Origin of the sequence: Amycolatopsis palatopharyngis, from assembly GCF_003385185.1 — a bacterium.
GTDB lineage: Bacteria > Actinomycetota > Actinomycetes > Mycobacteriales > Pseudonocardiaceae > Amycolatopsis > Amycolatopsis palatopharyngis.
Window position 1 is genome coordinate 95215 of record NZ_PQHZ01000016.1, and the last position, 23186, is coordinate 118400.

Annotated in this window: 26 protein-coding genes, 1 tRNA gene and 3 pseudogenes; 19 read left to right on the top strand and 11 right to left on the bottom strand. The window is 69.1% G+C overall.

The window, feature by feature from the left end; all coding sequences use genetic code 11:
• Positions 1-28: 28 nt before the first annotated feature.
• On the bottom strand, positions 29-481 hold the full coding sequence (locus D0C15_RS14940) for a winged helix-turn-helix transcriptional regulator (RefSeq protein WP_116045515.1): 453 nt from the start codon (positions 479-481) through the stop codon (positions 29-31).
• Between the two features lie 92 nt (positions 482-573).
• On the opposite strand from D0C15_RS14940, the gene D0C15_RS14945 reads away from it, so the two are divergent.
• On the top strand, positions 574-1167 hold the full coding sequence (locus tag D0C15_RS14945) for a dihydrofolate reductase family protein (RefSeq protein WP_116045518.1): 594 nt from the start codon (positions 574-576) through the stop codon (positions 1165-1167).
• Positions 1164-1568: a TIGR03618 family F420-dependent PPOX class oxidoreductase gene (locus D0C15_RS14950; protein WP_116045520.1), complete on the top strand. Its 405-nt coding sequence runs from the start codon at positions 1164-1166 to the stop codon at positions 1566-1568. Before D0C15_RS14945 ends, D0C15_RS14950 begins: the two co-directional genes overlap by 4 nt.
• Positions 1569-1636: 68 nt before the next feature.
• Here D0C15_RS14950 and D0C15_RS14955 read toward each other — a convergent pair whose 3' ends face one another.
• The 3 genes and pseudogenes from D0C15_RS14955 to D0C15_RS14965 all read right to left on the bottom strand — a co-directional run bounded on the left by D0C15_RS14955 (position 1637) and on the right by D0C15_RS14965 (position 2885).
• Positions 1637-2059, bottom strand: a complete 423-nt coding sequence (locus D0C15_RS14955) for a VOC family protein (RefSeq protein WP_116045522.1) — start codon at positions 2057-2059, stop codon at positions 1637-1639.
• A 45-nt stretch (positions 2060-2104) separates the two neighbouring features.
• A pseudogene (locus D0C15_RS14960) lies at positions 2105-2493 on the bottom strand (VOC family protein).
• A 319-nt stretch (positions 2494-2812) separates the two neighbouring features.
• A tRNA-Arg gene (locus D0C15_RS14965) sits at positions 2813-2885 on the bottom strand.
• 164 nt (positions 2886-3049) lie between these two features.
• Here D0C15_RS14965 and D0C15_RS14970 point away from each other — a divergent pair.
• The 7 genes from D0C15_RS14970 to D0C15_RS15000 all read left to right on the top strand — a co-directional run bounded on the left by D0C15_RS14970 (position 3050) and on the right by D0C15_RS15000 (position 10326).
• Positions 3050-3700, top strand: coding sequence for a response regulator (locus tag D0C15_RS14970; RefSeq protein WP_116045525.1), 651 nt, complete (start codon positions 3050-3052; stop codon positions 3698-3700).
• Positions 3701-3921: 221 nt separating this feature from the next.
• Entirely contained in the window at positions 3922-4515 is a 594-nt protein-coding gene (locus tag D0C15_RS14975; RefSeq protein ID WP_116045600.1) for a trimeric intracellular cation channel family protein, read from the top strand.
• 63 nt (positions 4516-4578) lie between these two features.
• A complete protein-coding gene (locus tag D0C15_RS14980; protein WP_116045527.1) occupies positions 4579-5271 on the top strand; it encodes a response regulator transcription factor in 693 nt (230 codons plus the stop codon).
• Complete coding sequence (locus D0C15_RS14985) at positions 5268-6683, top strand: sensor histidine kinase (RefSeq protein ID WP_116045529.1); 1416 nt, start codon at positions 5268-5270, stop codon at positions 6681-6683. The genes D0C15_RS14980 and D0C15_RS14985 overlap by 4 nt, the downstream gene beginning before the upstream one ends.
• Positions 6684-6739: 56 nt before the next feature.
• Positions 6740-7573 (top strand): DeoR/GlpR family DNA-binding transcription regulator, encoded by an 834-nt coding sequence (locus D0C15_RS14990; protein ID WP_162830085.1) that lies wholly within the window; start codon positions 6740-6742, stop codon positions 7571-7573.
• A complete protein-coding gene (gene galT, locus D0C15_RS14995; RefSeq protein WP_116045531.1) occupies positions 7567-8652 on the top strand; it encodes a galactose-1-phosphate uridylyltransferase in 1086 nt (361 codons plus the stop codon). Before D0C15_RS14990 ends, galT begins: the two co-directional genes overlap by 7 nt.
• Before the next feature lie 213 nt (positions 8653-8865).
• Entirely contained in the window at positions 8866-10326 is a 1461-nt protein-coding gene (locus tag D0C15_RS15000) for a S1C family serine protease (protein ID WP_116045534.1), read from the top strand.
• A gap of 149 nt (positions 10327-10475) precedes the next feature.
• On the opposite strand, the gene D0C15_RS15005 is transcribed toward D0C15_RS15000, so the two are convergent.
• Positions 10476-11159 carry a TIGR04282 family arsenosugar biosynthesis glycosyltransferase gene (locus D0C15_RS15005; RefSeq protein WP_116045536.1) on the bottom strand — a complete coding sequence of 228 codons (684 nt, stop codon included), beginning with the start codon at positions 11157-11159 and terminating at the stop codon, positions 10476-10478.
• On the bottom strand, positions 11156-11818 hold the full coding sequence (locus D0C15_RS15010) for a glycosyltransferase family 2 protein (RefSeq protein ID WP_116045538.1): 663 nt from the start codon (positions 11816-11818) through the stop codon (positions 11156-11158). Before D0C15_RS15010 ends, D0C15_RS15005 begins: the two co-directional genes overlap by 4 nt.
• Before the next feature lie 154 nt (positions 11819-11972).
• On the opposite strand from D0C15_RS15010, the gene D0C15_RS15015 reads away from it, so the two are divergent.
• The 3 genes from D0C15_RS15015 to D0C15_RS15025 all read left to right on the top strand — a co-directional run bounded on the left by D0C15_RS15015 (position 11973) and on the right by D0C15_RS15025 (position 15228).
• Positions 11973-13358, top strand: coding sequence for a hypothetical protein (locus D0C15_RS15015; protein WP_245975812.1), 1386 nt, complete (start codon positions 11973-11975; stop codon positions 13356-13358).
• 92 nt (positions 13359-13450) lie between these two features.
• Positions 13451-14182 carry a response regulator transcription factor gene (locus tag D0C15_RS15020; RefSeq protein WP_425455395.1) on the top strand — a complete coding sequence of 244 codons (732 nt, stop codon included), beginning with the start codon at positions 13451-13453 and terminating at the stop codon, positions 14180-14182.
• The gene (locus tag D0C15_RS15025) at positions 14179-15228 is read left to right on the top strand and encodes a sensor histidine kinase (protein ID WP_116045607.1); all 1050 of its coding nucleotides are present in this window, start codon (positions 14179-14181) and stop codon (positions 15226-15228) included. The genes D0C15_RS15020 and D0C15_RS15025 overlap by 4 nt, the downstream gene beginning before the upstream one ends.
• 33 nt (positions 15229-15261) lie before the next feature.
• On the opposite strand, the gene D0C15_RS15030 is transcribed toward D0C15_RS15025, so the two are convergent.
• On the bottom strand, positions 15262-16323 hold the full coding sequence (locus tag D0C15_RS15030; protein ID WP_116045542.1) for an NAD-dependent epimerase/dehydratase family protein: 1062 nt from the start codon (positions 16321-16323) through the stop codon (positions 15262-15264).
• A gap of 258 nt (positions 16324-16581) precedes the next feature.
• Here D0C15_RS15030 and D0C15_RS15035 point away from each other — a divergent pair, with 258 nt between their 5' ends.
• Complete coding sequence (locus tag D0C15_RS15035) at positions 16582-17088, top strand: MogA/MoaB family molybdenum cofactor biosynthesis protein (RefSeq protein WP_116045609.1); 507 nt, start codon at positions 16582-16584, stop codon at positions 17086-17088.
• Positions 17085-17276 carry a hypothetical protein gene (locus D0C15_RS15040; protein ID WP_116045544.1) on the top strand — a complete coding sequence of 64 codons (192 nt, stop codon included), beginning with the start codon at positions 17085-17087 and terminating at the stop codon, positions 17274-17276. Before D0C15_RS15035 ends, D0C15_RS15040 begins: the two co-directional genes overlap by 4 nt.
• Positions 17277-17298: 22 nt before the next feature.
• Here the strand turns inward: D0C15_RS15040 and mscL are convergent, their stop codons facing one another.
• Positions 17299-17700, bottom strand: a complete 402-nt coding sequence (gene mscL / locus D0C15_RS15045; protein WP_116045546.1) for a large-conductance mechanosensitive channel protein MscL — start codon at positions 17698-17700, stop codon at positions 17299-17301.
• Between the two features lie 68 nt (positions 17701-17768).
• Entirely contained in the window at positions 17769-18443 is a 675-nt protein-coding gene (locus D0C15_RS15050) for an SAF domain-containing protein (protein ID WP_162830086.1), read from the bottom strand.
• 203 nt (positions 18444-18646) lie between these two features.
• Between D0C15_RS15050 and D0C15_RS35710 the strand changes: the two genes are divergently transcribed.
• Entirely contained in the window at positions 18647-18856 is a 210-nt protein-coding gene (locus D0C15_RS35710) for a hypothetical protein (protein ID WP_425455397.1), read from the top strand.
• 14 nt (positions 18857-18870) lie between these two features.
• Here D0C15_RS35710 and D0C15_RS35715 read toward each other — a convergent pair.
• A pseudogene (locus D0C15_RS35715) lies at positions 18871-19104 on the bottom strand (FmdB family zinc ribbon protein); the annotation flags it as partial.
• Between the two features lie 143 nt (positions 19105-19247).
• Entirely contained in the window at positions 19248-19850 is a 603-nt protein-coding gene (locus tag D0C15_RS15060) for a 5-formyltetrahydrofolate cyclo-ligase (protein WP_116045555.1), read from the bottom strand.
• A 24-nt stretch (positions 19851-19874) separates the two neighbouring features.
• Here D0C15_RS15060 and D0C15_RS15065 point away from each other — a divergent pair, with 24 nt between their 5' ends.
• From D0C15_RS15065 to D0C15_RS35720, 4 genes and pseudogenes are all read left to right on the top strand, one after another.
• Complete coding sequence (locus tag D0C15_RS15065; RefSeq protein ID WP_116045558.1) at positions 19875-20780, top strand: UTP--glucose-1-phosphate uridylyltransferase; 906 nt, start codon at positions 19875-19877, stop codon at positions 20778-20780.
• Positions 20777-22072, top strand: a complete 1296-nt coding sequence (gene glp / locus D0C15_RS15070; protein WP_116045561.1) for a molybdotransferase-like divisome protein Glp — start codon at positions 20777-20779, stop codon at positions 22070-22072. Before D0C15_RS15065 ends, glp begins: the two co-directional genes overlap by 4 nt.
• 4 nt (positions 22073-22076) lie before the next feature.
• A complete protein-coding gene (locus D0C15_RS15075; RefSeq protein ID WP_116045564.1) occupies positions 22077-22748 on the top strand; it encodes a GNAT family N-acetyltransferase in 672 nt (223 codons plus the stop codon).
• A gap of 269 nt (positions 22749-23017) precedes the next feature.
• Positions 23018-23186: pseudogene (locus D0C15_RS35720) on the top strand (divisome protein SepX/GlpR); the annotation flags it as partial.

Genomic DNA, 23186 nt, shown 5'->3' on the forward strand with positions numbered 1-23186 from the left:
ACGCCGGACAGGGAACAAGACCAACCCGTCACACGGCGGCGCCGGGGCCGGGCAGCAGGTCGACGTCGCCCGCGTGCATCGATTCGCCGCAGCGGGCGCAGCGTAGGTCGACACCGCTGATCTCGCCGCAAGCGTGGTGGCGGTAGAGCACTGGCGGACCTGCTTCGCCGGCCAGCCATTTGTCCCCCCACCCGACCATGACCATGAGCAGGTCCACCAGCTCGACGCCTTTCTCCGTCAGGTGATACTCGTACCGCGGCCGCTGGTCGTAGGGATGGCGCTCGAGTACGCCCTGGTCGACGAGGTGGTTCAGCCGCTCGGTCAGGACCTTGCGGGAGATCCCGAGGTCGCCCTGGAGCTGGTCGAACCGGCTCAGCCCGACCCATACGTCCCGCAGGATCAGCGGCGACCAGGGCTCCCCGATGACATCGAGCGTGCGCGCGATCGAGCAAGCCATCTGACTGAAGTTGGTGCGTTGCATGGAACCAATCTAACAAATCGGGGTTCCCTTAGGGAACTGATGACGCTATGCTCGCGAAGTCTCTTGAAGGAACTCCAGAAAGGATCTCGGAGATGAGCAAGGTCATCAGCGCCCATGCGGTTTCGGTCGACGGGTATATCACCGGTCGCGATCCGGGTGCCGGTCGCGGACTCGGGGACGGGACGATGCTGTTCGACTGGTACTTCGACGGCGACACGCCCAGTCAGGTGTTCGACGGATTCCGGCTGAGCGAACCCAGCGCACGGGTCTTCGACAGCCTCGCCGCACGTGTGGGGGCGGTCGTGGCAGGCCGCAACACCTATGAGGACTCCGACCATTTTGGTGGCGGCAGCCCCCATCCGGCGGCTCGGCTGCTCGTTCTCAGCCACCGGCCGGCTCCGGAGATGACCGAGCGGCAGACCCTGGTCACCACCGGCATCGAGGACGCGGTCTCGGCGGCGAAGGAGGCCGCGGGCGACAAGGATGTCGGCCTCATGGGCGGCGGCGTCGCGACCGAGGCGCTCAAGGCCGGGCTCGTCGACGAGGTGGTCCTCCATCAGGTGCCGATCCTGCTCGGCGAGGGCAGGCCCTTCTTTCAGGCACTGCCCGAGCACGTGCGTCTCCGGCTCGTCGACGCTGTCCCGGCGACCAGCGTCACGCATCTCCACTACGAGGTCGTGCGATGACCGTCGCAATTGGACAGACGGCGCCGCTCGGCCCCACCGTGCGCCGCGTGCTCGAAGGCACCCCGATCGCCCACCTTGCCAGCGTTCTTCCCGACGGTGCTCCCCACTCCGTGCCTGTCTGGATCGGCACGCACGACGACCACATCGCGATCCTCACCGGCCCGAGCACCCGCAAGGCTCGCAACCTGCGCCGCGACCCGAGGGTCGCGCTGTCCATGACGCCGGCTGGCAACCCGTTCCAGCCGGTCATCGTTCGCGGCAGGGTCGTCGAATGGATCGAGGGCGACGCCGCCTGGGAGATCGTCGACCAGATCTCAACGAAGTACATCGGCGGTCCCTACTCGCGCGGCGAGCAGCGAGTCGTCTTGCTTATCGAACCCGAACGCCAAAGCGCGGGTTGAGAGGTACCGGTCCCGCTAACATCCGTTGCTCGCCCTGCGGTCCGGTCTCGCCGAGCGGGATTGGTGTCCTACTCATGGGGATCCTTCGCTGGCCAGTCGGCACTGGTGATGCCGTCAGCGTGGCCCGCAGGCCATTGGACGAGTTCGATGCGGCGACCATCCGGGTCGGTTATGAACGTCGTCTTCAAACCGTCGTCGCTTTCCTGTCCCTGGCCGATTGGTTCGATCCCGTGGCGGGCCAGGATGTCCAGCATGTCGGGCATCGAGTCGACCTTCACGACGAGGTGACTCAAATCGGTGCCGCGGTCGACCGGCTTGCCGTCATGAACGAGTTCGACGGTGACGAACTCATCGTCGGGGAGCTTGAGCATGGTCAGATGCCCGATCGGCGTCTCGGGCACACTGCCGACGACCTCGTAACCGATCGCCGAGTAGAACGCCAGGGAGCGCTCGAGGTCGGTCACCCGCAGTCCGATATGTAATGTCCTCATCGCGGTACCTCCAAAGCGTGGCGCACAGCTTGTCGCGACTGGGACTCAGAGTGGGTTGAGGCGGGTCTTGAGCAGACAGAACGCGTTGCCTTCGGGGTCGGCGAGGACCTTCCATTGCTCCTCGCCGGTCTGGCCGATGTCGGCCGGACGGGCCCGAGCTTCAGGAGGCGTTCGAGTTCGGCCTCCTGATCGCGGTCGGTGGGGTTGACGTCGATGTGCAGCCTGGGCTTTCCGTGCTCCGGCTCGTTCCCGCTTCTGAGGATGATCGTCGGCTGCGGCCCGCCGAACTCTTCGCGCGGTCCGATCTCGATGGCGTAACCCTCCTGGCCCTCTTCGCGACCGAGTTCTATGAAGTCCAGGACCTCGCACCAGAACCGCGCCAGCATCTCTGGGTCGCGGCAATCAAGGACGAGCTCACTGATACGACATGCCATTAACGAAAACCTACTTTCAGCGTGGGAGCGGCTCTCCGCAGTCGGAACAGCTCGAGACCGTACCGGGCGAAGTGAGCAGGCGCGACGGGTTTCGGGTCCTCGCCCGGCCACCGGCTAAGCGCAACGATCTCGTCGAGGAATTGGCAGCCTGGGAAATGCGAACAGGACCACCACGTAGTTGGTGTTCCGTCGGCCACCGGGACGCGGAGGGACCCGGACAACACGCTCGGGAGATCGCGGACTACCTCGCGAAAAGGAAGGGTTAAGGAAGGCCGGTGAGACGCGAAATCCCTGATCACTGTCGCGACCAGGGATTCTGTGCCCCCGGCAGGATTCGAACCTGCGACACCCGCTTTAGGAGAGCGGTGCTCTATCCCCTGAGCTACGAGGGCGGGGACGTGCGCGCATAGCCTACCGGGCGGCGGGTGGTATCGGCGCGGCGGGATCGGCGTGCGCCTCGCCCGGGTGGGTGTGTGGTTACCGTCAACAAACCGTCAGTGGGTAGCCTTCGTTAACCACAAGCGGGTGAACCCCGCCACACGTTCCGGAGGCGTCGTTGATCAAGGTCATGTTTGCCGACGACGAGGAGCTGGTCCGATCGGGCCTGCGCGCCATGTTGTCGGGAGCGCCGGACATAGAGATCGTCGGAGAAGCCAGCGATGGCAGGTCGGCCGTGGAGGCCGCCCGCCGATACCGTCCCGATGTCGCTCTGCTCGACATCAAAATGCGCGCCGCCGACGACGGCATCCGCGCGCTCCGCGCCATCCACGCGCTGCCCGAACCACCGTTCGTGGCGATGCTGACCACGTTCGACATCGACGAGTACGTGAGCCTTGCCCTCCGCCTCGGAGCCAATGGCTTCCTGCTCAAGGACATCGACCCTGCCGCGCTCCTGCGCGCGGTTCGGGACCTGTCCAGGGGTGGCGCGGTCCTCGACCCCGGGGTCGCGGCCCGGATGGTCCACGCCCACCGCGACGAGCAGCGCGCGGCCCAGCCCGCGCGCAAGCTGCTCTCCTCGCTGTCCGACCGTGAGCGCGAGGTGGTCGGCCTGATCGGCCAGGGCATGTCCAATGCCGAGATTGGCAGCAAGCTGCACCTTTCCGAGGCGACCGTCAAGGGCTACGTCTCAGCCGTCCTGTCCAAGATCGGGGCCGCCAACCGGGTGCAGGCGGCATTGCTCGCTTACCGGGGCGGCCTGATCGACTGAGGAGGCAACGGTGATGGACCACGGCGGATGTCGTTCCCCCGAGGGAGTTGCACGCGGTGCTGAGCTTGCGAAGCGCTGCCGATTGAACGCTGGCTGAGGAGGCAACGGTGGTGGACCACGGTGGGTGTTGTTCCTCCGAGGGAGTTGCACGCGGTGCTGAGTTCGCGAAGCGCCGCCGATCGAACACTGACCAGTACTAGAACGTGCTGTACGCGCTGGAGATGCTCGGGCTGGTGGCGTTCGCCGCCTCTGGCTCCTTCGCCGCGGTCTGGGCCCGGCTCGACGTCTTCGGCGTCGTCGTACTTGGCCTCACCACCGCGCTCGGTGGCGGCATCATCCGTGACGTCCTGCTCGGCATCAACCCGCCGACCACTCTGCGCACCTGGCCCTATCTCGCCGTCTGCGCCGCCACCGCCATCGCCGTGTTCGCCTTCCACCCGGTCCTGGCCAAGCTGCGCAAGGCCGTCCTGCTCGCCGACGCCGTCGGCCTCGGCGTGTTCGCCACCTCCGGCACCGCGATCGCACTGAACGCGGGCGCGCCTGTCTACACCGCCTGCCTCGTCGGCATGACCACCGGCATCGGCGGGGGCGCGCTGCGCGACGTCCTGCTGCGCGAGATCCCGCTCGTGCTGCGCAAGGAGATCTACGCCCTCGCCGCCCTCGCCGGCGCCGTACTCGTCGGCGTGGGGCACCTCGTGCACCTGCCCGCCGGACCGGTGACCGTGTTCGCCGCGGCCGTCGTGGTCACCGTTCGCGTGCTCGCCCTCTGGCGGAAGTGGAACGCGCCCGTCGCCAGGGGGACCGGAGTCGAGTGACACTCCCGGCCGTCCCGCGCGTGTTCTCAGCGGCGGCTCAGACTCGCGAGTAAGACTGGGGTTATGCGCATTCTCGTTGTCGACGACGACCGGGCGGTCCGGGAGTCCCTTCGCCGCTCCCTGGAGTTCAACGGCTACCAGGTGGAACTCGCCAGCGACGGGGCGCAGGCCCTGGACGCCATCGTCGCCAACCGCCCAGACGCGATGGTCCTCGACGTCATGATGCCCAGACTTGACGGCCTCGAGGTCGCCCGCAGGCTGCGCAGCACCGGTGACGATCTGCCGATCCTCGTCCTCACCGCACGCGACACCGTCTCCGACCGGGTCTCCGGCCTGGACGCGGGCGCCGACGACTACCTGCCCAAGCCCTTCGCGCTCGAGGAACTGCTCGCCCGGCTCCGCGCCCTGCTGCGCCGCTCCGGCAACGAGAGCCAGTCCGACCAGCACACCGAGATGCTCAGTTTCGGCGACCTCACCCTCGACCCCGGCACCAGGGAGGTCCGCAGGGGCGAGCGCTCGATCAGCCTCACCAGGACCGAGTTCGCGCTGATGGAACTCCTGCTGTCCTACCCGAAGCACGTCCTGACTCGCGGCCGCATCCTGGAGGAGGTCTGGGGCTACGACTTCCCGACCTCAGGAAACGCGCTCGAGGTCTACGTCGGTTACCTGCGGCGCAAGACCGAGGCCGGCGGCGAACCCCGGCTGATCCACACCGTTCGCGGCGTCGGTTACGTCCTGCGGGAGACGCCTCCGTGAGCAGTGTCGCCCCGACCGCCCCCGCTGGCGCGCCGCCGCCCGAGCCCGCGGTACAGCGCCGGTTCTCCCTGCGGGTCAGGGTCACCCTGCTCGCGGCGATCTGCGTGGCCGGCGCCGTCGGCCTGGTTTCGCTCGGTGCCTATCTCACCGTCCGCGACAACCTCTACCAGCAGATCGACGACAGCCTCATCCAGCGCGCCACCGCCGCGGTGGAGACGCCTCCGGTGCAGAGCAGGCTGCAACAGATCCCCGGCGCCTTCCTGGCCAGCACCGACATCCAGATCGGCCTGCTCTACTCCGGCGACCGGCGGCTGGTCTACCCCGGCGAGGGCAGGCAACCGCCCTGGGGCGAGAAGGAACTCGCGGTAGCCCGCGGCGAGTCCCCGTACTCGCTGCGCACCGACACCGCCACCGACACCAGGGTGATCGCCCTGCCTTCGGGTATCGGCGAGGCGATGGTGCTCGCACAGTCCCTCGGCCCCACCAAACACACCCTCGCCGAACTGTCCATCGTGCTGCTCCTGATCAGCGGCGCGGGCGTGGTGGTCGCCGCGCTCGCGGGCACCGCGGTGGCGCGCGGCGGCCTGCGCCCCGTCGAACGCCTCACCTCCGCCACCGAGCGGGTGACACGCACCGGCGACCTACGGCCCATTCCGGTCAGTGGCGACGACGAGTTGGCCAGGCTCACGCACAGCTTCAACACGATGCTCGGTGCCGTTTCGGAGTCCCAGGAACGGCAGCGCCAGCTCGTGGCCGACGCGGGCCATGAGCTGCGCACCCCGCTGACCTCCCTGCGCACCAACCTGGAACTGCTCCTCGCCGCGAGCCGGTCGCGAACCGCGACCCTTTCGGAGCAGGACAGAAGCGAGATCGAGACGGATATTCGTGGTCAGCTCGACGAACTGACCCAGCTCATCGGTGATCTCGTGGAGCTGGCCAGACAGGACGAGCCCCGCGCCGAGTTCGAACGGGTCGAGCTCGTGGAGACCGTCGAACGCGCGCTGGACCGTGCCCGCAGACGTGCCGGAGAGCTCGACTTCGACGTCGAGCTGCAGCCGTGGGTGCTGACCGGTGACTCCAACGCACTCGAACGCGCCGTGCTCAACCTGCTGGACAACGCCGTGAAGTTCTCGCCGGAGGGTTCCGTGGTCCGGGTGCGCTTGCGCCCGCTCGGTGACGGCACCGCCGTGCTGGAGGTCGCCGACGCTGGCCCTGGGATCGCCGAAGACGACCTGCCGAAGGTGTTCGATCGCTTCTACCGCTCATCTGAGGCTCGGACGCTACCCGGCTCCGGGCTCGGGCTCGCCATAGTCAAACAGGCCGCGGAGCGACACGGCGGAGCCGTTTACGCGGCCAACCTCCCTGAGGGCGGCGCCCTGCTCACGATCCGGCTGCCGGGAATCCCCGGCTGAAACACGGGGACCCCACCCGCGCGTGTTTGATCGTGTAGGATTTTGTGTAGTTGGTTATGGCGTGGGGACGGGAGTTGACGGTGCTGGCGCGGCAGCGGCAAGCGATCATCCTGGAGGAGGCCCGGCGCAACGGCGCCGTCCGGGTCAGTGACCTGGTCGCCAAGCTGGGCGTCTCCGACATGACCGTGCGCCGCGACCTCGACGTGCTGGCAGGCCGCGGGCTGGTGGAGAAGGTCTACGGCGGGGCCACCTCGATGATGGGGAAGAGCACCGACGAGCCAGGCTTCGAGGCGAAGTCGGTCCGGCAACGGGCCCAGAAGAACGCGATCGCCGAGACGGCCGCGACCCTCGTCCGGCCGGGCACCGCCATCGGACTGTCGGCGGGCACCACCACCTGGACGCTCGCCCACGCACTCGACTCGATCCCCGGGCTCACGATCGTCACGAACTCGATCCAGGTCGCCGACGTCCTGCGCGCCTCCGGCCAGGCTGACCGCACGGTCGTGCTCACCGGCGGTGTCCGGACCCCGTCCGACGCGCTGGTCGGGCCCGTCGCCGTGCACAGTCTGCGCACCCTGCATCTGGACCTGGTCTTCCTCGGCGTGCATGGGATGTCCGAAACGGCCGGGTTCACCACACCGAATCTCACCGAGAGCGAGACCGATCGCGCGCTCGTCGAGGCCGGGCGCAAGCTGATCGTGCTCGCCGACCACACCAAATGGGGCGTGATCGGGATCTCGACCATCGCGGATCTGGACGAGGCCGACGCTGTCGTCAGTGACTCGGGCCTGCCGGAGTCCGCCCGTGACGTGCTGACCGAACGGGTCGGCGAACTGATGATCGCTCCTGTGCAAGGGGCGGATGACCTGCCGGAGGAATCTGCGTGCTGAAGACCGTCCGTCACCTCGCCGACGGTCGCGAGATCATCTACTTCGACGAGTCGGACACGGCGACCCCGCGACAGGCGCGCGACACCCGTGACCTGCCACCTGTCGCGGCCTCCTCGGAGATTCGGCGTGACCCGTTGACGGGTGAGTGGGTCGCGATGGCGGCCCATCGCCAGACCCGTACCTACAAGCCACCCGCGGATCTGTGCCCACTCTGCCCGAGCTCACCGGGCCGGCCCAGCGAGGTTCCCGAGTCCGACTATGACGTGGCGGTGTTCGAGAACCGCTTCCCCTCCTTCGCGCTCGACGTGCCCGGCGAACCATCCACTGTGGATGACGCTGGCATCGTCCCGGTGGCTCCGGGGCGCGGCCGGTGCGAGGTGGTGTGCTTCACCAGCGACCACAACCGTTCCTTCGCCGAACTCGGCGAGCGCAGGGTGCGTACGGTCGTCGACGCCTGGGCGGACCGCACGACGCAACTGTCCAAGCTGGACGGTGTACGGCAGGTCTTCCCCTTCGAGAACCGGGGTGAGGAGATCGGCGTCACCCTGCACCATCCGCACGGTCAGATCTACGCCTACCCGTTCGTCACTCCCCGGACCGAGCGCATGATCAGCACCGCGCGGGAGTATCGCGCGGAAACCGGCAGGCACGTGCTCGGCGACGTGCTGGCCGCCGAGCGCCGTGGCGGCACCAGGGTGGTTGCCGAGGGTGAACACTGGACGGCGTTCGTTCCCCCGGCCGCCCGCTGGCCGGTGCAGGTGCAGATCGTCCCGCATCGGCAGGTGCCCGACCTGCCCGCGCTGAGCGCCGACGAACGCGATGATTTCGCCGCGGTCTACCTCCAGGTGCTGCGCCGTTGCGACGCGCTCTACGACCGGCCGCTGCCGTACGTCGCGGGCTGGTACCAGGCGCCGGTGGATCAGGGCAGGGAGGAGTGCTGGCTGCATCTCGAGCTGTTCTCCGTGCTGCGCTCGGCCGACAAGCTGAAGTATCTTGCAGGTTCGGAGTCGGGCATGGCTGTGTGGGTGAATGACGCCACTCCCGAGCAGATCGCGCAGCGGTTGCGGTCCGCGGGCTGAGTCGCCGGCGCGACTCACGCGTTAAGCACAGTGTTGGATGGGATATTCGGGTGATGCACGCTCTCAAGTGCGAATATGGTGCGAGGGTCGCCCGCGTCCGGCTGTCGCGAGCCGGTCCGCGTGAACGCAGGCCTGGCACCATCCGCCAAATTGCGCATCACCCTCACAGCATCAGCTCAGCCTGTTCTCAGGACGGACGCGCATGGTGGTGACATGACCGAGAACGACCCCACAGCTCAGGACCGTCAGGCCACACCCGAGGAGCCCGGCACCGTCGAGCGAGGCGGTTGGCCGGCGCAGGACGACGCCAGCACGCCACCCCGAGGCATACCCGCCACAGGCGAGCAGCCCGCGCAGGCGCACTGGTCCCCTGGAACGCAGCACCAGCCAGACGCGCAGGCCGCGCAGCAACAGCAGCCCTTCGGCGCCGAGAGGCCCGGTGGCAATCCCTACGCGAGCCCTGGCCAGCCCGGTGGTTACCCCGCCGCTCCAGGTACGCCGGAGCAGGCGCACTACTCCCCGTCCTCGACCACGATGATGTATCCGCAGCCGCCGGGGGCCCAGCAGCAGCGGCAGGGCGGTGGCAAGGGACCGGGCAAGCTGGTGGTCGGCATCGCCCTGCTCGCGTTGCTGCTCGGTGGCGGCGCGGGTGGCGCGGCCGGTTACCTCGTGGCGGGCGACGCAACGGGCAGCGGCGCGACGAACTCGCTCGACGCCCCGCCGCCGGCCAAGCAGACCGCCAACGCGCCCGCAGGCAGTATCGAGTCCGTCGCGCAGAAGGTGCTGCCGAGCGTTGTGCAGCTCCAGGTCGCAGGCCGCGCGGGCAGCGGCGAGGGATCCGGCTTCGTGATCAGTGACGACGGCTACATCCTCACCAACAACCACGTCGTCGAGGCCGCCGCCGACGGCGGGCAGATCCAGGTCGCCTTCCAGAACGGCGACAAGGCGAAGGCCACTATCGTGGGCCGCGACCCGACGACCGACATCGCCGTGGTGCGGGCCGAGGGCGTCAGCGGCCTCACCCCTGCCGAGCTCGGCCGCTCGGACGACCTCGACGTCGGGCAGGGTGTCGTGGCGATCGGTTCGCCGTTCTCGCTCGCGGGCACCGTGACGTCCGGAATCGTCAGCTCGCTGCACCGGCCGGTCAGCGCCGGTGGTGGCGGCGGTGACCAGGCCACGGTGATGGACGCCGTGCAGACCGACGCGGCGATCAACCCGGGTAACTCCGGTGGCCCGCTGGTCAACATGGCCGGACAGGTCATCGGCATCAACTCGGCGATCTACAGCCCCAAGTCCGGCGGCATGCCCGGACAGCAGTCGGAGGGCGGGAACGTCGGCATCGGCTTCGCGATTCCGATCGACCAGGCCCGCCGGACCGCGGAGCAGATCATCGACACCGGTAAGGCGCAGCAGACCTTCATCGGTGCCAGGGTGGGTAACAGCCCGCAGGGAGGGGCCGTGCTCGGAGAGATCGAACCGGGCAGCCCCGCCGAGAAGGCAGGTCTGAAGCCGGGTGACGTGCTCACCAAGATCGGCGACCGGCCGATTCCTGACGCCAACACCCTCGTCGCGGCGATCCGCACGAAGGCGCCGAACGAAACCGTCACCTTCACCCTCGCCGACGACTCGACGGTCGAAGTCACCCTCGGTGGCAAACCGGTCGAGGTGAACTGACCACACACGCTCGGTCGCCTCGCGACCGAGACCAGCAAACCGATACTGTCGGAATACCGGAGAGCCGCGGACGGCCAGGTCGTCCGCGGCTCTCGTTTCGCTGTCTGTGCGCGAACTCGAGTCCGCTTACCGCGTCGCCGGCGCGACTGTCATTGGTGGGCGTCGAGCCGCACGGCCCGAACCGCCTCGACGAAACGCCCGCCGTGCAACGTGTTCGCCACCGATTCAGCGTCCGCCATCGTGTCCACATCGGACAACATAGGCCCCTTGACGACTCGCAGCCCCGCCGACCGAAGCGCGTTCCTGGTCAGCACTCCGGTGTCGGGCCGGGACATGGGCACCGTGGCCAGCGCCCGCGCGGTCACGGGTTCGCGCAGCCCCAGCGTCCACCAGCCGCCGTCGTAGGCGGGTCCGAGCAGCGCGTCGGCTCCTGCGAGCAGCCGGGCGGCCTGGCCGGCGAGCAGGTCCGGGCTGACCTGCGGGGTATCCATACCTATCTGCAGTACCGGCCGTCGTGGCCGCAGCCGCGCGGTGTCCAGATGCGCGTTCACCAGCCGCTGGGCGAAGCTGTCGCCGCGCTGGGGCAGCACTGTCGTCCGCTCCAGCACTTCCCGTAGCTCCGTCGCCCGGGCCGCGTTGGAGAGGTCGCCGGTCAAGGCCACCACCGGCACGGAGTCCGGCACGGCAAGCACGGCGTCGAGGGTGTCCAGCAGCGCGGCCGCGGCGATGTCGGCCGCCTGCTCGGCAGTGGCAGGTGGGCACAACCGGGTCTTCGCCTCCCCGGGTACCGGCGATCGGGCCACCACGAGCAGACAGAACCCTTTCGTGCTCACGATCTCAGCACCCTGGCCATGTCGCGAACGGCGCGAGCGGTTCCCCGTACCGAACCGGAGACCTTCGACCTGGTGCCTGCCGCGCGCTTGCCGTAGGCGACGTCGAACTCGCGCACCTGCCAGCCCGCCCTGCCCGCTTTGATCAGCATTTCCAATGGGTACCCGAATGCCCGGTCCGCTACGCCGAGATCGAGCAACGCCTGCCTGCGGACAGCTCGAACAGCGGCGATGTCGTGCACCGGAAGACCCTGCCTGCGCAGGACGCCCGCCAGTAACCGGTTGCCCGCCCGCGCATGCCATGGCCACACCCCGCGCTCGGCGGGCACCCGCCTCCCAACGGCGAGATCCGCCCCCCGCATGCGTACCTCGGCCACCAGCCGGGGCAGGTCGCCGGGATCAAGGGAACCGTCGGCGTCGATGAAGCAGACGACGTCCGAGGTGGCGGCCTCGAGGCCGGTGTGCACCGCGGCGCCGTAGCCCGTGCGGGCCTCGGTGAGGACGAGCGCGCCCAGCCCGGCAGCGATGGCCTGCGAGCCGTCCGAGGAGCCGTTGTCGACCACGATCGCCCGATAGCCGGAGGGTATGGCGCCCAGCACGCCGGGAAGGGCTCCTGCCTCGTTCAGACACGGCAGGACCACGTCGACGTCTTCGGTTCGCACAACAGACAGGCTAAGTCCGCCATGGAGTCAGCCAAAGGATTGTGGTGCTTACCGAACTCTGACATAGACCGTTGGGGTGACGAGATCTTACCGACTCCTGACGAACCATCCGTCCAGCTGACGGCGAACGCCGGCTGCGGCTATCGTGCGGCTGGTGGTCGACTCCCCAGGCAGGCCTGCGCCAGGAGAGACGGTGAAACGGGCCGGCGGCACGCGGGCTGACCTGCTGGTGGTCACGTTCGCCGCGGTGCTGGTCGCCACCGCCATCGCCGTCGGGCTGTACTACAACCGGGACGGTTCCGGCGTCCTCATCTTCGCGTTCGCGCCGCCGTTGTTCGGCAACTGGCTGCCACACGTGGGCCCGGGCACTCCACTGGCGTTGCTCGTCGCGTTCGTGGTGATCGCCTGGGGCCCTGTACTCGCCGCCCGCCTGCCCTGGCGCGGCCTGCTGCCGGTGAGCTACCTCGCCGCGCTGTGCTGGTCGCTGGCGCTCGTACTGATCGACGGCTGGTCCCGCGGATTCACCCAGCGGCTCACCCATCCCACCGAGTACCTGCGTGAGGTACCGGGCATCGTGGACATCCCGAGGATGGTGCACACCTTTGCCGATCGGATCCTGATGGGCAGGCCGGACTCGTGGACCACGCACGTCTCCGGCCATCCACCCGGCGCGACACTGGTGTTCGTCTGGCTGGACCGGCTCGGTCTCTCCGGCGGCGCCGCCGCGAGCTGGGCCTGCGTGCTCGCCGGCTGCCTCGTCGCCGTGGCCGTGCCGGTCACCGTGCGAGCCCTCGGCAGCCCGGAAGCGGCGCGGGCGATACTGCCGTTCGTCGTGCTCTTCCCCGGCGCGGTGTGGATCGCCGTTTCCGCGGACGCCCTGTTCGCCGGGGTCACCGCGAGCGGGATCGCCTTGCTCGCGCTGAGTGTGCGAGCTTTCGCGCGGCGGGCGCGCTCCGCGATCCCACTGGCCGCCGCCGCGGGTGTGCTGCTCGGTTTCGGAGTCTTCCTGTCCTACGGTCTGGTGCTGCTCGGCGTGCTGGCGCTGGCCGTGGTGCTCGCCGGTCGCAGCCTTCGCGCACTGATGTGGGCCACGGGCGGCGCGCTGACCGTGGTCGGGGTGTTCGCGCTCGCCGGATTCTGGTGGCTGGACGGCTATCACCTCGTCTTGCAGCGCTACTACCAGGGCATCGCCAGCGAGCGGCCGTATTCGTACTGGGTGTGGGCGAACCTGGCCTGCCTCGCCATCGCGGTGGGCCCCGCCGTGGTCGCCGCGGTGCGCCGGGGTGTCGCTGCTGGTGCCCGTACGCCGATCCAGCGCTGGGACGGCGCCCTCGTGCTCGGCGGAGCGGCCCTGGTGATGATCTTGGTCGCGGACGTGTCCGGGCTGTCGAAGGCCGAGGTTGAGCGGATCTGGCTGCCGTTCGCGGTGTGGCTGCTGCCACTGACCGCGTTGCTGCCGCCGGCGACCCGGCGCTGGTGGCTCGCCGGGCAGGCGGTGGTCGCGCTGACGGTGAACCACCTGGTGCTGACGGTGTGGTGAGGGAATCATGAGCACGCGACCGGCACCGCGACCTGTTCGGGTAAGGCACCGAGCGTGGTCGAGCCCGGCGGGAGTGACGTGAGGTGAACGGGGTGCGGGACTTGGCGCAGACCGGACAGGTCCTCGTCGTGGATGACGACGAGACGGTTCGCGACGTCGTGCGCCGGTACCTGGAGCTCGCCGGGTTCACCGTGCGGGTGGTCGGTGATGGTGAGCAGGCGTTGCGCAGTTTCGCCGAGCACCGGCCGGACCTGGTGGTGCTGGACGTGATGATGCCGGGAATGAGCGGGCTCGAGGTGTGTCAGCGGCTGCGCGAGTCCAGCGAGGTCCCTGTGGTCATGCTGACCGCGCTCGGCGAGGAGGAGAACCGCATCGCCGGGCTCCAGCTGGGGGCCGACGACTACGTGACCAAACCGTTCAGCCCACGAGAACTCACCCTGCGGGTCACCTCGGTGCTGCGACGGTCGCGGATGCCCCGGCAGGAACCAGCGGTCGCCGAACTGGTGGACGGCGACCTGCATTTGCAGCTCGACGCAAGGCAGGCGTGGCTCGGCGGCGCGGATCTGCCGCTCACGGCACGGGAGTTCGACCTGCTCGCCTACTTCCTCACCCATCCCGGCACCGCGTTCACCCGATCCGATCTGCTGGAACGGGTATGGGGCTGGGACTTCGGCGACCAGTCCACGGTGACCGTGCACGTCCGCCGCCTGCGGGAGAAGATCGAACGCGATCCGGCGAAACCGGAACGGGTGACGACCGTATGGGGTGTCGGGTATCGCTACGACCCGGCCGGGGACGGAGACAGCGCGCAGTGCTCGCCATGATCGAGTCGGGCGAGTCGCTCGCCGAGCTACTCATCCACGTCTGGCACATCCTGCCGTTCGCGCTCCTGTTCGCGCTGCCGGTGGCAGTGGCCGGTGGCGTGATCCTGTTCTGGCTGCGCCGGGGCTCGCTGGCCAGCACGCTCACCGTGCTCGTGCTGATCCCGGTGGGCGCCACCCTGGCCGGAGTGCTCGGCGTCAGCGGGTTCATGTTCACCCCCGCACTGACCACGATGCTGGTGGTCTGCCTACTGGTCGCCGCGGTCACCGTTCCCGCGGCCATCGTGCTCGGCCGCGCGATCGCCCGCCGCAGTGTCTGGGAACGGGAGGCGAGGGACCGGGAACGGGCCGCGGAGGCATCGCGGCGGGAACTGGTGGCCTGGATCAGTCACGACCTGCGGAGCCCGCTGTCGGGCATCCGGGCGATGGCCGAAGCGCTTGCCGACGGCGTGGTCGCCGAACCGGGCGAGGTGGCCGGGTACGCGCACCGGATCAGCGGGGAGGCGACCAGGCTTTCGGCAATGGTCGACGACCTTTTCGAACTCTCCAGGATCACCGCGGGGGCACTCCAGCTCACGCTCTCCGCCGTGCCCCTGCGCGATGTGGTCAGCGACGCCGTGGCCGCGCAGGCCCCGCTCGCCGAGCAGAAGCGGGTCAAGGTGCTCGCCACCGCGCAGACCTGGCCGGTCGTCGCGGGCAGCGATCCGGAGCTGGCGCGGATCGTGCGCAACCTCGTCTCCAACGCCATCCGGCACACCCCGCCGGACGGAACGGTCGCCGTGCAGGTCGGTGTCGACGGAGGGGACGCGTTGCTCTCCGTGGACGACGCCTGCGGCGGCATCCCGGAGGACGAGATCGGCCGGGTGTTCGACGTCGCGTTCCGGGGAACCCAGGCCCGCACCCCCGAGCCCTCGGGCGGCACCACCGGTGGCGGGCTGGGGCTGGCCATCGCCAAGGGACTCGTCGAGGCGCACCGGGGCCGGATCGGGGTGTGCAACCACGGCCGGGGATGCCGATTCGAGGTCCGGCTGCCGCTGGCCGCTCGCTGACCTCAGCGATCGTGGGCGGGCCTCGGCCGGTCGTCAGGTGGTTGTGGCCTCACGCAGGGGATCGTTCGCGAAGGCCGCGATGCCCTCGGCGAATCCGGTCCGCGCCTCGAACCCGAGCAGCTTGCGCGCCAGCGCGGGGTCGGCGACGACGTGCCGCACATCAGCGGGTCGAGCGCCGCCGACGATCGTCGGCGCGGGTCCCGCGCACGCCTTGGCCAGTTCCACGGCGAGCTCGCCGACCGTGTGCGGATGACCGGAACAGATATTGACCGCGGTCAGGTCCCCCTCGGGGGCCGGCGACTCGAGGGCCAGCACGTTGGCCCGTGCCACGTCCCGGACGTGCACGAAGTCGCGCTGCTGCCGGCCGTCCTCCAGCACGGTGGGGGACTCCCCACGGCGCAGGGCGGACCGGAACAGCGACGCGACTCCCGCGTACGGCGTGTTCTGCGGCATCCGTGGCCCATAGACGTTGTGATAGCGCAGTGCCCAGACCGCGCCCCCGCTCTGCCGCGCCCAGGCGCCCGCGAGGTGCTCCTGGGCGAGTTTGGTGGCGGCGTAGGTGCTGCGCGGAGCCAGCGGAGCGTCCTCCGGTACGAGCAGGGGAGTGAGCTCGGCCTGGCAGTCCCGGCAGCGCGGCTCGTACCTGCCCGTGTCCACATCGGAGGGAACTCTGGGAGCAGCGGTCACCGTGCTGTGCTCGGGGCACGCGTATCGGCCTTCGCCATAGACGACCATCGACGAAGCGAGGACGAGCCTGCCCACGCCGGCCGTGTACATCGCGGACAGCAGCACGGCCGTGCCGTAGTCGTTGTGCAGCGCGTAGGAAGGGGCGTCGGTGGGATCGACGCCGTGGCCGACCACGGCAGCCTGGTGGCAGACCGCGTCGACCTCGGTCATCAGCTCGGCGAGCAGCCCGCCGTCGGTCACGTCGCCTTCAACGAACCGGTGACCGCCGAGGTAGGGAGGAGCTCCACCGGGCCCGTGGGCGGTCGGCAGCAGGTTGTCCAGCAGCACTGGTTCGTGGCCTGATTCGCTCAGCAGATCGGCCACCTGGGATCCGATGAAACCGGCGCCACCGGTCACGAGAACTCGCACCCAGCACACGCTAGTGCCCCGTCAAGGAAGGTTGGTGTGGTTGTCCGTGGATCGAGGTGTTCGCCGGCGAGGCGCGGGAGGCTGTGGAGAATCGTGCTGAACCTTTCTTGATGGGGCACTAGGACGCGGCGGAGCCCGCCGCGGTACCAGCGATCCGGCCGTAAGCCTTCGGTCAGGTTTCCCGTGTTCATCGGGTGGTCGCCGCGCTGGACGCGGCTGTCTCCGACGGAGACGGCCGAACCGGCTACGGTGGTGCTCATGGAACGCAGTGCACAGCGCCTCGGCCGCGCTCTCGTTGTGATCGTCGACGACCGCGCCGCCCACGGTGAGAACGAGGACACCGCGGGCCCCTTGATGACGGAGCTGCTCGAGGAAGCGGGTTTCATCGTTGATGGCACCGTGGTGGTGCACGCCGATACCGTCGCCATCCGCAATGCGCTCAACACCGCGGTCATCGGCGGCGCCGACCTCGTCATCACGGTCGGTGGAACGGGTGTGTCCCCGCGCGATGTCACGCCGGACGCCACGGCAGGCGTGCTCGACCGTCCCATTCCCGGCATCGGGGAGGCTCTGCGCTCCTCTGGGCTCGCAGCGGGTGCGGTGGACGCCGGGATCTCTCGCGGGCTCGTCGGCGTGTCCGGCAGCACCCTCGTGGTCAACCTGGCCGGTTCGCGGTCCGCGGTCCGCGACGGGATGGCGACGTTGTCCGGTCTGGTGCCGTTCGTGATCGGTGAGCTCTCGGGGCTCGAGGAAGCTCAGGCGTGACCGAACAAGAGCCGGATCAGGTCGCTGATTCGCCTCGACCACCCCGTAGACCCGCCAAGCGAGAGCTCGACGCGGTCTTCGGGGACGTATTGCCGGACACCACGTCGGACGAGCGTGAGCCGGAGGCGCGGAGCCGGGACTCCGATGCTTGGCATCTGGAGAACCGGCCTCCGCACCACGACCGGTAGGGCGCCGCGCGCCTGGGCCGGCTCAGCTGCGGCCCTGCTGCTGCTGGAGCAGGTCCCGGATCTCGGCGAGCAGTTCGATGTCGGTCGGCGCCGCGGGGCCAGCTTCCTCGCCGCGTTTGCGCCGCTGCTGCAACTTCTGCACCGGAAGCACGATGACGAAGTAGACCACCGCCGCGATCAGCAGGAAGTTGATCGCGGCGTTGATCACGCTGCCGAAGTCGAGGAATGTGGAGTCGTTTCCGCTGAGGATGTTGAACCCTAGCCCCTGACCGGCTTCGGACCCGCCCATCGCGTTGATCAGGGGCTTGATCAGGCCCTCGGTGAAAGACGTGACGATTGCCGTGAACGCGGTACCGATGACGACCGCGACCGCGAGGTCGACGACGTTGCCGCGCATGATGAAGTCCTTGAAGCCCTTCAGCACAGTGCTCTCCTAAGCGGTGTCGAGACGGGGGTGAGGGGCGGTCGCTCCCTTGTGGACCCGGACACGCCCTAGCGGAGCGTAACGGTTACCGCTTGCCCGAGTGACGCCGACGCCAGCGTGGTGGCGGACGCCACCGGGACGGACAGCAGCACGAGTGGGCCACCGTCGGGCCCAGGGCGAAGACCACCTCGAGGGTCGTCGGCGGCCGGCAGCACGGCCAGCACCGTGGCGGTTCCGGCGTCGTCGTCGATGAGCTGTGGATCCGAGTCGTCTGCCGCGGCGGTCACGACACTGACCCGCGTGCCGGCGTGCAGGAGACCGGCGATGCCCGGATCGGCGAGGCGGACGGGCACGGTGGCGGTGCCTGGCGCGGTGGGCCGGGCGCCGACCAGTCGTGCGTCGGTGAGGAACTCGCCTGCCCGGACGGCCCCCGCGAGCGGGCGTCCCAGTGCTTTGTCCGGGGCGCGGATCGCCCCGCCGGGACGCAGCGACTCGGGGACATCGGCGACCCGCACGTCATCGGCGGCGAGACTGGTGCCGAGCGGGAGGTCACGCGCGGCCACCAGGGTGGGCAGCGTGGGTTCCGCACCGGTGGCGGCGGGATGCACCGCCAGTACGGTCGCGAGTACCAGCAGCGCGACGGACAGCGCCCAGCGGACGAGAGTCACGGGTCGCGCCCTGGCGAAGAAGCCGAGCAGGGCTCGCCAGCGGTGCCGGGAACGGGAACGTCCGGGTGGAGCCACCTCGTTCGTCGATCTCCCTGGCCGCACTGCTCGCATCGCAACCCCCATCTCGACCTGCGGACGGCGAGTCGTCCTCGCCCGGCCCGATCGACGTTAGGGGCGGGAGCGCGCGATCCGGAAGGACGGAATCACGCGCCTGTGGACAACTCAGGGGGTGTGGATGAACCGGTGAGGCCGGTCAGGAAGCGGCAGCGGCCTTCGACGTGGAGGACGAGCTCGAGGAACCGGAGGACGCCGACGTGGACGACGTGGAAGACGTCGAAGAAGTGGAAGACGAAGAGGAGTCCGAGGACGAACTGCTGGAGGACTCGGACTTCGCCGAGCCGTTCGAGTCGCCGCTCTTGCTCTCGCCTGCCGGTTTCGCTTCGGACTTGCTGGACCTCGCGGAGTCGGAGCGGGCGTCGTTGCGGTAGAAACCGCTTCCCTTGAAGATCACGCCGACCGAACCGAACAGCTTGCGCAACTGGCCGGAGCACTGGGGGCACTCGGTCAGGCTCGGGTCGGAGAACGACTGCACCGTGTCGAAACGGTGGTCGCATTCCTTGCAGGCGTACTGGTACGTGGGCACGGGGGCTCCTTCGCGAGTTGGCACTCGATCCGCGAGAGTGCTAACCCAATTCTGCGGGACGACATTCCCCGAGCGCAAACACGGATTCGTCACAGCTGGTCACGAGCCCTGTTCGCGTCTCACTCGCCGGCTGGGCCAGCGCAGGGCCGCACCACACTCGGTGCCGTACCCGGGTCGGTCAGGTGCGGATCGCGTGCGGCCACACATCACAGCACACCGGGCCAAGCCGGATCCACTCACGGTTCGCCTTGTTCGGGAAGCGCCAGCATCCCCCGTCCGGGTGTGAGTACAGCGTCCATGCGCGTGTCGTGTGCTTCGGCAGGCAGCCGTCGGACGAGTTCTGTGTCGCGAATCACGGCGATGAACACCGTTCCCGGTCTCGTCAACGGCAGGGTCCGGTCGTAGTAGCCCGCGCCCCTGCCCAGTCGCACACCGCGGTGGTCCACGGCCAGCGCGGGCACCAGCACCACCTCGGCTGCCGCCACTCCGGTAGGCCCTAGCCGCTCCCCCGCGGGTTCCATGACCCCGCGGAATCGGCCCTCGACCAGGAGCGGGCTGCCGGTGTACTCGGCCCAGTCGAGCGGACCGGGGCGTGGCGGGACGATCGGCAACAGCACTCGGGAGCCTCGATCGCGCAGTGCGTCGAGCAGCGCGAGCGAGCCGGGTTCGGCACCGAACGGGACGTAGCAGCATACGGTCCCGGCCTGGATGCTCGCGGTCGCGAGAGCCAGGGCGTCGGCCTCGGCCGCATGCTGGGCCGGTGGTACCTCGGCGCGCCTGGCGAGCAGGTGCGCGCGCCACTCCGCCTTGCTCGGACGCTCATTGCCACAGGGGTGCACGTCGCCAGGTTAGGCTTTGCGCCCATGACGGGCGCCGCGAATAACCAGACGTTCCGAACCGCAATCGTGCCTGCCGCAGGCCTTGGCACGAGGTTTCTGCCGACGACGAAGGCAGTACCCAAGGAACTGCTGCCCGTGGTCGACACTCCGGGCATCGAACTCGTCGCCGCCGAGGCGGCGGCCGCAGGCGCGAATCGCCTGGTGATCGTCACCTCACCGGGCAAGGAATCGGTGGTCGACTACTTCCGGGACGCTCCCGAACTGGAGCGGACGCTGGAGCGCAAGGGCAAGACCGAGCTGCTGGAGAAGGTCCGCAGGGCACCCGGGCTGCTGGACGTCGAGGTGGCGATCCAGCACGAGGCGCTCGGCCTCGGGCACGCGGTGGCGCAGGCCGAGGCGAACCTCACCGAGGAGGACACCTGTGTCGCCGTGCTGCTGCCGGACGACCTGGTGCTGCCCACCGGTGTCCTGGACCGGATGGCGCAGGTGCGGGCGCGTTACGGCGGCAGCGTGCTCTGCGCGTTCGACATCCCGAAGGAGCAGATTGCCGCGTACGGGGTGTTCGACGTGCAGGACACCGAGGATTCCGACGTCAAGCGCGTGCACGGGATGGTGGAGAAGCCCGCGCCGGAGGACGCGCCTTCGACGTATGCGGCGGCGGGCAGATACCTGCTCGATACGGCGATATTCGACGCGCTGAAGCAGATCACCCCAGGATCCGGTGGGGAACTGCAGCTCACCGACGCGGTGGCGCTGTTGATCGAGCAGGGGCACCCTGTGCATGTCGTCGTTCACCGTGGAGGGCGGCATGACCTCGGCAACCCTGGCGGCTTCCTGCGCGCTGCCGTCGACTTCGCCCTCGACCACCCCGAGTACGGACCGTCCCTACGTGATTGGCTGGCCGAACGGATCGGAAACCCCCGCTCATGACCGAACCCGAACCGATTCCCGCCCCCGGGGCGCCGGAGGCACTGGATTCCGCCGAGCCCGCCACCGACTTCCGCCCGGTGGAAGCCCAGATCGATGCCGTGCTGGGCGCGGCAGTGCGCCCGAGACCCGTGCGCGTCGCGATCTCCGAGGCGCAGGGTCTGCTGTGTGCGGAGGAGGTCGTGGCCGAGCACGCGTTGCCCGGCTTCGACCAGGCCGCCGTGGATGGCTACGCGGTACGCAGCGTTGACGTCCGTGCGGTCGGGGACGAACCGGTGCAGTTGCCGGTGGTGGGGGAGATCGCCGCCGGGTCCCGGCAGCCGCGCAGACTGCAGCCGGGTCAGGCCGTCCGCGTGGCGACCGGCGCCCCGCTGCCGACCCTGGCCGACGCGGTGGTGCCGACGTCGTTCACCGACGGGCACCAGGCCAAGGTGACCGTGCATCGGCCGGTGCCCTCGGCCGGATACGTCCGGCGGACCGGTGAGGACGTGCAGATCGGCGATGTGGCCGTGCGGCAGGGCGACACGATCGGCTCCGCACAGGTGGGCCTGCTCGCCGCGGTCGGCCGATCCAAGGTGCTGGTGTACCCCCGGCCACGGGTGTCGATCGTGTCCGTTGGTGACGAGCTGGTCGACATCGACCGCACGCCGACGGTCGGCCAGGTCTACGACGTGAACTCGTATGCGTTGTCGGCCGCCGCGCGTGACGCCGGTGCGGAGGTCAGCAGGGTCGGCATCGTCCCGAGCGATCCGAAGCGGCTGCGGGAGATCGTCGAGGGCAGGCTCCTGATGTCGGAGATCGTGGTCGTCGCGGGCGGGGCCGGTGGCAACATCGGTGACGAGGTGCACGCGGCGCTTTCCGACCTCGGCAACATCGACATGACCAGGGTCGCGATGCATCCCGGTTCGGTGCAGGGCTTCGGGAGGCTGGGCCCGGACTCGGTCCCGACGTTCCTGATCCCGGCCAACCCGATGAGCGCCCTGGTGGTCTTCGAGGTGCTGATCCGGCCGTTGATCCGCGCGGCCCGCGGCACCAGGAATCCGCATCGGCGGGTCGTGGGCGCCAGGTTGCTTTCGCCGATCACCTCGACCAAGGGCCGCAAGGGTTTTCTGCGTGGGCAGCTGCTGCGCGACGAGGGCAATGGCGAGTACCTGGTGCAGCCGCTCGGGACGTCGGGTGCGCACCTGCTGGCCTCGCTGGCGGAGGCGAACTGCCTGATCACCGTTGACGAGGATCTGACCGAGGTGTCCGTGGGCGAACAGGTCAAGGTGACCTTCCTTGCCCAGCGCACGTAGCGCTATGTCGACACCGGCAAGTGGCAGTGCATATCAGGTCGAATCGCGCCATCCTGGCTGGCCGGCGCGTCCAGGTGCCCTTCGAGTTCCGGCCGGGGTAGTGGCGCTGCGGCCGGTACGCCTGCGTGACGCGGGCGAGTGGAGCAAGCTGCGGCTGCGCGACCGCGCGTACCTCGAGCGCTGGGAACCGACCGCCCCTGGACCGTGGGACGACCGCAACTCCATGGTGGCGTGGTTGCCTCAATGGACGAGTCTGCGCAGGCTCGGCAGGCAGGGAATGTGCCTGCCGTTCGCGATCACCGTCGAAGGAAGGTTCGCGGGCCAGATCACGCTCGGCAACGTCATCCGGGCTTCGCTGCGCTCGGCCTGGATCGGGTACTGGGTGTCCTCGGAACTGGCGGGCGGGGGCGTCGCGACCGCGGCCGTGGCGCTGGCCGTCGATCACGCGTTCGCCGAGGCCGGTCTGCACCGGGTGGAGGCGACCGTGCGCCCGGAGAACGGTGCGAGCCTGCGGGTGCTGGCGAAAGCGGGATTCCGGGAGGAAGGGCTGTTCCTGCGCTACCTGGACGTCGCGGGAGCGTGGCGGGACCACCTCTGCTTCGCGATGACGACCGAGGAGGCCGGGGACGGTTTACGGGCGCGTCTCGTCCGATCGGGTCGCGCAGAACACGCCTGATTCGCGGATCCCGATGGGTATGTCCCCAATGTGGCATTGGGGAACTTGAACGTCCCCAATGCCACATTGGGGACATACCGACCCCGTTACCACATCATGGGGATTTCACCTAGTTCAGTGATGACTTTTCAAGATCTGCTGCGGCGTGGCACTCCCTCTCGTGTGACTCCTGTGGCTAGCGTGACAAGAGGAGACAAGGATGGTTGTGCACCTGCCAGTGCATGAACCGGCTTTGGTGTAGGGACAAAGGTCGGGGGAGGTGACGGGAGATGCCGAGCTCGTTGATCATCATCGCGCTGGCAGCAGCGTGGCTCGTGGTTTTGGTTCCGATGGTCGCGCGCAAGCGTCAGGAAATCGCGCAGACGAACGACTCAGCACTGGCCGCCCGCGTCGTGCGGGCAGGCGGGGGGCGGGGAGTTTTCGCTGCACCTGCTGGGG

What these genes read in the sequence shown, in the direction of transcription:
- D0C15_RS14940 (WP_116045515.1), bottom strand. Translation starts at nt 481, where the DNA reads ATGCAACGCACCAACTTCAGTCAGATGGCTTGCTCGATCGCGCGCACG.
- D0C15_RS14945 (WP_116045518.1), top strand. Translation starts at nt 574, where the DNA reads ATGAGCAAGGTCATCAGCGCCCATGCGGTTTCGGTCGACGGGTATATC.
- D0C15_RS14950 (WP_116045520.1), top strand. Translation starts at nt 1,164, where the DNA reads ATGACCGTCGCAATTGGACAGACGGCGCCGCTCGGCCCCACCGTGCGC.
- D0C15_RS14955 (WP_116045522.1), bottom strand. Translation starts at nt 2,059, where the DNA reads ATGAGGACATTACATATCGGACTGCGGGTGACCGACCTCGAGCGCTCC.
- D0C15_RS14975 (WP_116045600.1), top strand. Translation starts at nt 3,922, where the DNA reads ATGCTCGGGCTGGTGGCGTTCGCCGCCTCTGGCTCCTTCGCCGCGGTC.
- D0C15_RS14980 (WP_116045527.1), top strand. Translation starts at nt 4,579, where the DNA reads ATGCGCATTCTCGTTGTCGACGACGACCGGGCGGTCCGGGAGTCCCTT.
- D0C15_RS14990 (WP_162830085.1), top strand. Translation starts at nt 6,740, where the DNA reads ATGGCGTGGGGACGGGAGTTGACGGTGCTGGCGCGGCAGCGGCAAGCG.
- D0C15_RS15000 (WP_116045534.1), top strand. Translation starts at nt 8,866, where the DNA reads ATGACCGAGAACGACCCCACAGCTCAGGACCGTCAGGCCACACCCGAG.
- D0C15_RS15025 (WP_116045607.1), top strand. Translation starts at nt 14,179, where the DNA reads ATGATCGAGTCGGGCGAGTCGCTCGCCGAGCTACTCATCCACGTCTGG.
- D0C15_RS15035 (WP_116045609.1), top strand. Translation starts at nt 16,582, where the DNA reads ATGGAACGCAGTGCACAGCGCCTCGGCCGCGCTCTCGTTGTGATCGTC.
- D0C15_RS15065 (WP_116045558.1), top strand. Translation starts at nt 19,875, where the DNA reads ATGACGGGCGCCGCGAATAACCAGACGTTCCGAACCGCAATCGTGCCT.
- glp (WP_116045561.1), top strand. Translation starts at nt 20,777, where the DNA reads ATGACCGAACCCGAACCGATTCCCGCCCCCGGGGCGCCGGAGGCACTG.
- D0C15_RS15075 (WP_116045564.1), top strand. Translation starts at nt 22,077, where the DNA reads ATGTCGACACCGGCAAGTGGCAGTGCATATCAGGTCGAATCGCGCCAT.